The 4,690-nt window shown below is 73.3% G+C and carries 4 protein-coding genes and 1 pseudogene; 4 read left to right on the forward strand and 1 reads right to left on the reverse strand.

Annotated elements, in window-relative coordinates; genetic code table 11:
* Together AOK24_RS35735 and AOK24_RS35740 are read left to right on the forward strand one after the other, a co-directional pair.
* Positions 1-862: pseudogene (locus AOK24_RS35735) on the forward strand (hypothetical protein); the annotation flags it as partial.
* Positions 863-893: 31 nt separating this feature from the next.
* Entirely contained in the window at positions 894-1,442 is a 549-nt protein-coding gene (locus tag AOK24_RS35740; protein WP_055724132.1) for a hypothetical protein, read from the forward strand.
* Between the two features lie 21 nt (positions 1,443-1,463).
* Here the strand turns inward: AOK24_RS35740 and AOK24_RS35745 are convergent, their stop codons facing one another.
* On the reverse strand, positions 1,464-2,633 hold the full coding sequence (locus AOK24_RS35745; RefSeq protein WP_055724133.1) for a PucR family transcriptional regulator: 1,170 nt from the start codon (positions 2,631-2,633) through the stop codon (positions 1,464-1,466).
* 253 nt (positions 2,634-2,886) lie between these two features.
* Between AOK24_RS35745 and AOK24_RS35750 the strand changes: the two genes are divergently transcribed.
* Both AOK24_RS35750 and AOK24_RS35755 read left to right on the forward strand, forming a co-directional pair.
* On the forward strand, positions 2,887-3,771 hold the full coding sequence (locus tag AOK24_RS35750; protein WP_055724134.1) for a DUF4394 domain-containing protein: 885 nt from the start codon (positions 2,887-2,889) through the stop codon (positions 3,769-3,771).
* Positions 3,772-3,922: 151 nt separating this feature from the next.
* Positions 3,923-4,690, forward strand: a 768-nt coding sequence (locus tag AOK24_RS35755) for a YeiH family protein (RefSeq protein ID WP_055724135.1), incomplete at its 3' end; no start/stop codon positions are given.

Consider the following 4,690-nt stretch of genomic DNA (forward strand, 5'->3'; position numbering starts at 1 on the left):
GCCCGCCCTGGCCGTCGGCGCGTTCGCGTTCACGACGCTCCTGCACATGTCCCTGGGCCGCACCGAGGCGACCACACCGGACGGCTTCCCCGTCTCCCGGCCGAACCGCCTCTCCCTCCTCTCCCCGACGACCGAGGACATCCGTTCCGCCTTCGTCACCCTCTCCGGCGCCGTCGGCCTCGGCCAGACCCTCTGGTTCCTCGGCCTCGCCGCCACCGGCTTCGCCCTGCTCGTCGCCGCGACCTCCCGCACCCGGCTGCTCGCACTCACCCCGGCCCTCGCCTGCACGGCCCTCGCCCTGCCGGTGCTGCCCACGGACCCCGGCCGCATGTACGTCGTCGACCGGGCCGCCGCCGCACCGGTCTGCGACGGACCCGTCTGCGTCACCAGAACCCACCGGGACCGCCTCACCGACCTCGCCGGCCCCGGCAAGGAAGCACTCCGCCGCCTGCACACCGCACTCGGCGACAGCGCGCCGGCCGCCGTACGCGAGAACACCGCCCTCCTGCCCGAGGGCTCCCCACCCCGCTGGTCCCGCGACACCGTCCTCATCGACTTCGACACCCTTCCCGCCGGCAAGGGCCAGGCCCTGACCCGGTCACTCATCGGACTGGGGATGGTCCCCGGCTGCACCCCCGTCGGCTGGCAGGGCATCGGGCCGGAGGACACCGCCCGGACCGTCGCCGTGGCATGGGTCCTCGGAGCCCTCGAACCCACGGCCGACCCCGAGGCGCGTACGGCATGGCGGGACCTGACGTCACGGCCGCACCCCGAACAGCTCGCACGGATCGACGCGATGCGGACGGCCGCGTACACCTGCCGGGGCGAACCGTTCGAGGCGCTGAAGGGGGCGGGCCGATGAGATGGCTGACGACGCTGAAAGGTACAGCCCGATGAGATGGCTGACGCTGTACGCCCGCTCCCGCCACGTCCCCGCGACGCTCGCCGTGGTGCTGACCGGTACGGTCCTGGCCTGGGCGGCCACTCGCGGCGGCACCGGCGACCCTCGCCTCCCGGCCCTCGCCCTCGCGGCGGGCGCGACGGCCGCCTCCATCGGCCTCGGCGGCCAGGACCTCGCCCTCGACCGCACCGCCGCGATCCGCTGGACGACCCGCAGAGCCGCCCACGTCCTGCTGGCCGCCGCACTCCTGGCAGCGGCCCTGCTGGTGACGGGCACACCCGCCGCCCTGGTCGCCCGCGACAGCGCGGGCCTGATGGGCCTCGCGGCCCTGGGCGCCGCCCTGCACGGCGCCCACCACGCCTGGACCCTCCCCCTCGCCTGGCTCGCCCTCGCGTTCGTCGCCCCGCCCCCGACGAGCACGGCGGCCCGGATCGTGTCATGGCCCCTGCTGCCGCCCGACTCGACGGCAGCCGCCTGGACCGCGCTGACCCTCACGGCCACTGGGGTCACGGCGTACGCCCTGGCGGGGCCGAGACGCTGAGGCCTGGCGGCCCAGGCACCCTCAGCTCCACGCCCCCGACAGGTCCCGCGTCACCACCGTGCTCAGCACCCGCACACCCCGCGTCGACGCCGGGTCCAGGCCCGTGAGGTCGCGGACCCGGCGCAGGCGGTAGTCCAGGGTGCGGGGGTGGACGTTGAGGGTGGTCGCGGTGAGGGCGCGGTTCATGTCGCAGTGGTAGTACGCGTCGAGCGTCAGGAGCAGGTCGGGCCCGGGCGCGAGGAGCCGGGCCACCTGCCGCAGCCACGCGTCGGTGAACGGGGCGTCGGCGACCGCGAGTTCGACGAAGACGTCCGCGAGGGTGTGGGGGCGCAGCCGGGCCGGCGCCCGGTGCAGGGGCGCCGTACGGCTGATGTGCCGGGCCCGGTCGAGGGCGTCGGCGAGCACCGGCCCGTCGGCGGTGCCGGCCGCGCAGGGGTGCCCCAGCGCCTCGGCGAAGTCCCGCACCAGGACGGCGACGTCCTGCCCCTCGGGAGTCAGCGCGATCAGCTCGCCGCCCCGGCCCGCCGCGGCGGGACGCCACCACAGCGGCACCCGGTGCGCCTGCGCGAGCGCCTCGACCTCCGCGTCCAGGTCCCGTTCGTCGCCGGGCCGGTCCGGCACCCGGATCACCGACACCTCGTAGGCGTCGGCCAGTTCGACCCCGGCGACCCGCGCCAGCTCCTTCGCCACCGGGTCCTCGTCCAGCAACGCCTTGGTGAGCAGGGCGACCTGGGCGACGTACGGCATCCGCCGGCGCAGCGCCGCCACGAACCCCCGGCAGTAGGCGTCGATACCGCGCTCGCCCTGCGGGGCGAACCAGCCCATGACGCCCATGAGTTCGTCGAGGCTCCCGTCGCTGCGGGCCCGCGTCGCCTCGTCGATCTCGCGCAGCATCAGCTCGGCGTGCACGCGCAGCACTCCCTGCCGCGACGCGAGGGACATCCCGGCACCGGCCCGCAACTCGCCCATCGACGCGATGTAGTCGAGGTCGCTGTCGGTCAACACGCCGTTGTCCGGGGCGAGTTCGATCGTGCGGCGCCTGAACCACACCGCGTACTCCAGGGCCTGGGCCTTCGCCCGGGCGTCGGAGTCGAGGGAGGCGAACTCCGGGAACTCGCGGGTGTACGCCTCGACTTCGCGACGGGCGTTGGCCGGCGCCTGCCGGGCCAGTTCGATGAAGAGACCTCCCATGGCGCGAGCATGTCACCGGTGCGGGGGAGGCTCATAGGAGAAAACCGGACCTGTGTTTATCAGTCAGGGTGAAGGTGTGAAGGGTGTGGAGGCCGTGGGTTTGTCAGGGGGCGCAAAGTTCCCCGGACGGGGCATCGTTGTCGCTGTTACCGGTTGCCCGCAGGCAGGCCCGCGCGCTTAATGGGACCGCGAGGGCGCCCTCCTTTTCGTACCTGACACAGCACCAGACCACTCGAACGGGAGGAACACGAGGATGAGAACCGGAAAGAGAGCCGCGACGCTGGTCGCCGCCCTGTCCGCGGCCGCCGCCCTGATGGCCGGCGCACCCGCCTCCAGCGCGCCCGGCACGGCCGCAGGCGCAGCCGCCGTACCGAGCCTGCGGGCCTTCGGGATCACCGGCGACGGCACCCTGATGGCCACCTTCACCACCGACCGGCCCCAGGTCCTCGACTGGGTCCGCGTCGTCACCGGACTCAGCGGCGACACCAAGCTCGTCGGCATCGACCACCGGCCGCAGAACGGCCTGATGTACGGCCTCGGCGACAAGGGCGGCATCTACACCATCAAGACCCCGCCGGCCACCCCCGACGTCGTCGTCACCAAGGTCTCGCAGCTCCAGATCGCCCTGTACGGCACGGTGTTCGACATCGACTTCAACCCCGCCGCCGACCGGCTGAGGGTCCTCAGCAACAACGGCCAGAACCTGCGCCACAACCTCAACGACAACACGACCGTCGCCGACAGCATGCTGAACATCCCGCCCTCGACGACGAACGCGCTCGGCGTGACCGCCGCCGCGTACACCAACAACGACCTCGTCGGCTCCACCGGCACCACGCTCGTCGACATCGACACCCTCAACGACCAGATCGTCATCCAGTCGCCCCCCAACGCCGGGAACCTCGTCGCGACCGGCCTCCTCGGCTTCGACGCGAACCTCGACGCCGGCTTCGACATGTTCAGCACCCTGACCAACGGCAGGACGACCGCCAACGCGGCCTTCGCCTCCCTGACGCCGTACGGCGCGAGTACCCCGACGCTCTACAGCGTCGACGTCCTCAGCGCCAGCGTCACGCCGATCGGCCAGTTCCCGCTGAACATCACCGACCTCGCCATCACCCTCACGGGCACCTACTGAGCCCTCACGGGTACCTGGTGACCCGGCGCGCCGCGGCCCGGCACCCCCGGGGCGCGGCGCGGTCGGCGCGAGCCGACCCATCAACCGCGTTGATGACCCGCACACGAAATGACGGCTACCGCAGCGCCCGCACCCCGCCGACGATCGGTCCATGAGCACAACAGGACAGGCCGTCCAGACCCGAGCCCTGACACCGGGACTCCTCGTCGCGGCGACCGGTACGGCCGTGGCGTTCCAACTCGCCTCGCTGGTACCGGCGTTGAGCGCGCTCACGGCCGCGGTCGTGCTCGGCGCCGCCGTCGGCGGGATGCTTCCCGAGGAGACCCGGGCCGGGATGACCTGGGCGGCGCGCAAGTGCCTGCGCCTCGGCGTCGTCCTCCTCGGACTCCAACTCGGGCTCGGGGAGGTCCTCGGCCTCGGTGCCGGCACGGTCGCGGCCGTCGTCGCCACCGTCCTCGCCACCTTCGCCGGCACCCTCCTCCTCGGCCGCCTCCTGAGCCTCCCGCCCGGCCTCACCCTCATGGTCGCGACCGGCTTCTCGATCTGCGGCGCCTCCGCGATCGCCGCGATGGACAGCGTCACCGACACGGACAAAGAGGAAGTCGCCACGGCCGTCACACTCGTGACCCTGTACGGCAGCGCCGCCATCGCCTTCCTGCCCTACCTCGGCCAAGCGCTCGCCCTGAGCCCCGAACACCTCGGCACCTGGGCGGGGATCTCCGTCCACGAGGTCGCCCAGGTCGTCGCGGCGGCCTCCCCGGCGGGCCCCGGCGCCGTCGCGATCGCCGTCGTCGTCAAGCTGACCCGGGTCGTCCTCCTGGCCCCGATGGTCGCCGGAGCCGGCGCCCTACACCGCCGCCGCACTGCCACCCCGGGCCACCGCCCCCCACTCGTCCCCCTCTTCGTCGCCGGGTTCCTG

This window comes from Streptomyces niveiscabiei, assembly GCF_001419795.1.
Classification (GTDB): Bacteria; Actinomycetota; Actinomycetes; order Streptomycetales; family Streptomycetaceae; genus Streptomyces; species Streptomyces niveiscabiei.